Source organism: Promineifilum sp. (SeqCode), assembly GCF_041918635.1.
Classification (GTDB): domain Bacteria; phylum Chloroflexota; class Anaerolineae; order Promineifilales; family Promineifilaceae; genus Promineifilum.
The window spans coordinates 1-3,961 of the sequence record NZ_JAYRVJ010000784.1; the positions used below are offsets into that span (position 1 = coordinate 1).

The 3,961-nt window shown below is 61.9% G+C and carries 3 protein-coding genes and 1 pseudogene; all 4 read right to left on the bottom strand.

The annotated features are described in order from the left end of the window. Window positions 1-1,610: elongation factor G (gene fusA, locus ACE3UY_RS22445; protein ID WP_374689698.1), on the bottom strand; the 1,610-nt coding region annotated here is incomplete at its 3' end. 9 nt (window positions 1,611-1,619) lie between these two features. Next, complete coding sequence (gene rpsG / locus ACE3UY_RS22450) at window positions 1,620-2,090, bottom strand: 30S ribosomal protein S7 (protein ID WP_374689699.1); 471 nt, start codon at window positions 2,088-2,090, stop codon at window positions 1,620-1,622. Between the two features lie 81 nt (window positions 2,091-2,171). Beyond that, a complete protein-coding gene (gene rpsL / locus ACE3UY_RS22455) occupies window positions 2,172-2,597 on the bottom strand; it encodes a 30S ribosomal protein S12 (protein WP_374689700.1) in 426 nt (141 codons plus the stop codon). A 466-nt stretch (window positions 2,598-3,063) separates the two neighbouring features. Then, window positions 3,064-3,961 (bottom strand): annotated as a pseudogene (locus tag ACE3UY_RS22460) (DNA-directed RNA polymerase subunit beta); the annotation flags it as partial.

Here is a 3,961-nt window from a genome sequence, read left to right on the forward strand (position 1 = left end):
ACCCCGCCGATGGTAGCATTTTCGAAGACGATGCCGGAACCTGGCTCCAACGGCTCGACGCGCAAAACGACGTGGCCGAACTGGCCGCGACCGCCGGACTGGCGCACAAAGCGGCCCTCCATCTTGTCGACGGTCCGGGTAATGGTCTCGCGGTAGGCAACCCGCGGGTTACCCACGTTGGCGCCGACCTTGAATTCGCGCATCAGCCGGTCGACGAGGACTTCGAGGTGCAACTCGCCCATGCCATAGAGCACGGTCTGGCCCGTCTGCTCATCGACCCGCACCTGGAAGGTCGGGTCTTCCTCGGCCAGGGCGCGCAGGGCGTTGCCCATCTTGTCCTGATCGAGGTTGCTCTTCGGCTCAATCGCCAACTGGATGACCGGTTCCGGGAAGTCGATGGCTTCCAGGATGATCGGCCCTTTGGCGTCGCACAGGGTGTCGCCGGTGAAGGTATTCTTCAGCCCCAACGTGGCCCCGATGTCGCCGGCGCGGACTTCCTTCAGGTCTTCGCGGTGGTCGGCATGCATGCGCAAAATCCGGCCGATGCGCTCCCGCTTATCCTTGGTGCTGTTGAGCGCCGACTCGCCGACGCGGAGGACGCCGGAGTAGACGCGGAAGTAGGCAAGCCGGCCGACGTAGGGGTCAGTGACGATCTTGAAAACGAGGGCCGACAGCGGCTCATCGACGTTGGCCGTGCGCTGCTCGATCTTGCCCGTGTACGGGTTCTCGCCGGCGATGGCCGGGATGTCCAGCGGCGACGGCAGGTAGTAGACGATGGCGTCGAGGACGCGTTGGATGCCCCGGTTGCGCAGCGAGCTGCCACATAGGACGGGCGTGGCCTGGTTGCAGATGGTGGCGCGACGCAGGGCGGCGCGCAACTCATCGACCTCGATGGGCTCCCCTTCCAGGAAGCGCAGAGTCAGTTCGTCGTCGGTCTCGGCAATGGCCTCGACCATCGTCTCGCGGGCGGCGGCGATCTCGGCCAGCATGTCGGCGGGCAAGCCCAACTCCTCGACGGGGCCGGTCTGCGGCTTGCTGCCCAGGTCCTCATCGCGGTAGATGGAGGCCTGCATCGTCAGCAAGTCCACAATACCCCGGAAGGCGGACTCTTCGCCGATGGGAAATTGGATGACAACGGGGTTGGCCCCCAGACGATCCTTGATCATCCCCACAGTGCGCTTGAAGTCGGCGCCAATGCGGTCCATCTTGTTGACGAAGCACATGCGCGGAACGTCGTAGCCGTTGGCTTGCCGCCAGACCGTCTCCGACTGCGGCTCGACGCCGGCCACGGCATCGAAAACGACCACGCCGCCATCGAGTACGCGCAGGCTGCGCTGCACCTCGGCCGTGAAGTCGATGTGGCCGGGGGTATCGATGATGTTGATCTGGTGATCCAACCAGAAAGTCGTGGTCGCCGCGGAGGAGATGGTGATCCCGCGCTCGCGCTCCTGATCCATGTGATCCATCGTGGCCGTGCCTTCGTGCACTTCGCCCATGCGATGAATCACACCCGTGTAATACAGGATGCGCTCGGTGGTCGTCGTCTTGCCCGCGTCAATATGGGCAATGATGCCGATATTGCGGATGCGTTCCAGGGGATAATCAGCCATTACTCAAACCTAAGCTCGGAAGTGGGAGAAGGCGCGGTTAGCCTCCGCCATGCGGTGCGTATCGTCCCGCTTCTTAACGGCCGAACCCTGGTTGTTGGCGGCGTCGATGAATTCGTTGGCGAGTTTGTCAACCATGGTCTGACCGCCGCGATTGCGAGCCGCCGTCAGCAGCCAGCGCATCGCCAGCGAAGTCTGGCGGTATGGCTCGACGGGCACAGGAACCTGATAGGTCGCGCCGCCGACGCGCCGCGGGCGCACTTCGATCTGCGGCATCACATTTTGCAGCGCTTGCTCGAACACCTCAACGCCCGGCCGCCCGAGCTTCTCTTCGATCTGATCGAAGCTGTCATACATCAGGCTCTCGGCCACGCTCTTCTTGCCATCATACATCAGGCGATTCACGAACATGGAGACGTGGACGTTATCGAACTTAACGTCTCCCTCGATCTCGCGCTTTTCCGGACGGTATCGTCTCGACATAGCATTCCTCCAGCAGTCAGTATTCAGTAGGTCAGTGTTCAGTAGCTTAGTCTGTACTGAAACCGACGCACTGATCACTGATTACTTCTTCCCTTTGCCCACCTTGGTACCGTACTTCGAGCGGCCCTTCTTGCGATTGACCACACCGCCGGCATCCAGCGTACCGCGCACGATGTGATAGCGGACGCCGGGCAAATCCTTCACACGGCCGCCGCGCACCAGCACCACCGAGTGGTCTTGCAGCGTATGCCCCTCACCGGGGATGTAGGCCGTCACTTCGATGCCATTCGACAGGCGAACACGCGCCACCTTGCGCAGCGCCGAGTTCGGCTTTTTGGGCGTCATCGTCTTCACCTGCGTGCAGACCCCGCGCTTCTGGGGGGCGCCCATCGGCTGCCGCGACCGCCGCTGCCGGAACGTATTCAAGGTATACTGCAAGGCCGGAGACTTGCTCTTCTTGGACTTAGAACTCCGTCCCTTGCGGACAAGCTGATTGACTGTAGGCACCGCTATTGTTTCTCCTTACTGAGACTCTCTTCGCCTGCCACTGGCCGGCTACTGTCGGCCCCTACGCAGTTGCCTGCGCAGACAGAAAACGCCACAAACCGCTGCATCGGAAGGGGACGAATTTTCGTTCCTTATCACCCGCAGTAGTGATTTGACGCTTTCTATTCAGTTGTGAATAACGATAGAAACCGATTGGTTAGAAAGGGAAAGGCAGGAGGAAGGTTCCTCGACCCGAGGCCACCTCACCGCAACCCGACAACAGGGAGGCCATCGCGTTACTACTGCTGGATGGCCCCCTTCTCTTTCGACCTATTCAATTCGTAACGACAAGGTAAGTCGCTACCCGTTTAGGCTAGACACATACGAAATAGTATCTTACCAGAATCGGGAAGGTTGTCAAGACTTCCACAGGTCATTTTGCCGTTTGTAATCGGGGCGGGTTTCAAACCCGCCCCTACTACGCGCCTTAGCGGTTCGACCGCGCCAGGGCCATGAAATCGTCCCCGGCCCACTTGCGGCTCGTCCGCTTGTCATCTTCCTTGCCAAAGCGCACCACCTCGCCCCCTTCCGTCGTCGCTTCAACGGCCAGGCCGAGGCTCTGCAACTCCTTCACCAACACCCGGAACGAGGCCGGCACGCCCGGCTCCTCGATCGGCTCGTTCTTAACGATGGACTCGTACGTCTTGACCCGTCCCTGCGTGTCGTCGGATTTGACGGTCAACATCTCTTGCAGCGTGTGCGCCGCGCCATAGGCTTCCAGCGCCCACACTTCCATCTCGCCGAAACGCTGGCCGCCGAACTGCGCCTTGCCGCCCAGCGGCTGCTGCGTCACCAGCGAGTATGGGCCGGTGGAGCGAGCATGGGCCTTGTCCTCAACCAGGTGGGCCAGTTTCATCATGTGCAGCACGCCCACCGTCACCGGCTGATCGAACGGCCGCCCCGTCTTGCCGTCAAACAGCCGCTCCTTGCCCAACGTCGGCAGCGGCACGTGGGTCAACACCGTGACCTCATGCGCCAGCGCCATCAGTTGCTCCAGGTCGGCCGTCATCGGCTCCAACTGGGTGATGTGCTCCGGCAGCAGATCGCCCTGCTTTTCCAGCATGAACGCAAACCACTCCCGCACGCAGACCTCAATCGCCTTCGCGTCGAGTTCCTGCCAGCGCGCCTTGAGGACCTCGGCGGGGTTGTCCGGGTAAATCTCATCCGGATCCCAGTCGCGGCTGCGCAGCCATTCGCGGGCGACGGCCCGGCGAGCATACGCCTCATCCGTCTCCAACTGCGCCGCGTCATAGCCCAACTCGCTCAGCCAGGCCACCACGAACTGCCGGCGCGCCTGCTCTTCGTTCTGCAACTGGGCCGTGTTG